We start from the raw sequence: 1,349 nt of genomic DNA, 5'->3' as shown, positions 1-1,349 counted from the left end.
GGGAGTGTTAGCTAAACTCTGTCCTTCCCTTCCCTTGGGGTACCCCAAGGGAAGGGAACTAATTTATTAATTTATATCCAACTTTAGCCTTCCTTCAAACTTAATGGCTAATTGTTGGACAGTCAAGCCCCAATTGTGTAAAGGGGAACTCCATTTTTTCTCGATCCTTCTTGTCGCCAGATAGACGAGTTTCAACAATGCCATATCACTGGTAAATGCGCCTTTGGTTTTGGTGACCTTTCTAACCTGCCTGTGATACCCTTCGACTGCATTAGTGGTATAGATCATCTTGCGGATGCTTTTGGTATAAGCAAAATAGGCGCTAAGTCGTTCCCAGTTACTGTTCCAAGACCGGAGTACGACCGGGTATTTCTTCCCCCATTTCTCTTCCAGATCCAGAAGAGCGGACTCTGCCAAGTCTTTGGTGTCTGCACCATAGACCAGTTTGAGGTCACGGGCAAACTCCTTTTGTTCCTTACTGGCTACATATTTCAGGCTGTTGCGGATCTGGTGGACGATACACAACTGAATCTCCGTTTTGGGAAAAACCGAATGGATTGCCTCAGGAAAACCTGTAAGGTTGTCTGTACAGGCAATTAAGATATCACTGACACCTCGGTGCTGTAGGTCGCTGAGTACCTGTAGCCAGAAGTTCGCTCCTTCACTTTCTGACAGATACATCCCCAGGATTTCCTTTCTTCCCGACTTGTTGATTCCAAGCACATTGTAAAGCGCCTTGTGCCTCACCTTGCCTTCCTCCCGTACCTTGAAGTGCATAGCATCAAGCCATACGATGCAGTAGACCTCCTCCAGAGGGCGGTTCTGCCATTCCTTTACCTTTGGGATGACACGGTCGGTAATATCACTGATCACCTGCGTGGATACTTCGGTGTCATACATTTCCCTGATATGGGCGGAGATGTCACGTAGGCTATTACCCATGCCGTAAAGAGCGATGATCTGCTCTTCCAGATTGTCTGCCAATATCCGCTGGCGCTTCTCGATGATCTTAGGCTCAAAGCTGCTGTGCCGGTCCTCCGGGGTGTCTATCGTCACTTCGCCAACGTTGCTCTTCACCGTTTTAGTGCCTTTTCCGTTGCGCTTATTACCCGAGGACCAACCTTTATCTTCATCACGGAGATGCTCATCCATCTCGGCCTGAAGAGACTCTTCCAAAAATTCCTTCAGAATTGGTGAAAGTGCTCCGTTCTTCCCGAAAAGGTTCTCACCTGATAAAAACTGATCTAATACTTTTTTCTTGAGTGCTGATTCTTGTTCTTTCATACTGCTCTATCTTATAAACTTTAACTAAAATTCAAAGTCTTAGACAGAGTTTAGATTACAGTCTC

The 1,349-nt window shown here is 46.3% G+C and carries 1 protein-coding gene; it reads right to left on the bottom strand.

Going from position 1 to position 1,349, the window contains the following annotated elements:
* Positions 1–66: 66 nt before the first annotated feature.
* Positions 67–1,284: an IS256 family transposase gene (locus LV85_RS21950; protein WP_111323493.1), complete on the bottom strand. Its 1,218-nt coding sequence runs from the start codon at positions 1,282–1,284 to the stop codon at positions 67–69.
* Between the last annotated feature and the right edge of the window lie 65 nt (positions 1,285–1,349).

Source organism: Algoriphagus chordae, assembly GCF_003254055.1.
Lineage (GTDB): Bacteria > Bacteroidota > Bacteroidia > Cytophagales > Cyclobacteriaceae > Algoriphagus > Algoriphagus chordae.
The sequence above is the reverse complement of the archived record's forward strand: the minus strand, read 5'-3'. Positions and strand labels throughout refer to the sequence as shown.

What these genes read in the sequence shown, in the direction of transcription:
- LV85_RS21950 (WP_111323493.1), bottom strand. Translation starts at nt 1,284, where the DNA reads ATGAAAGAACAAGAATCAGCACTCAAGAAAAAAGTATTAGATCAGTTT.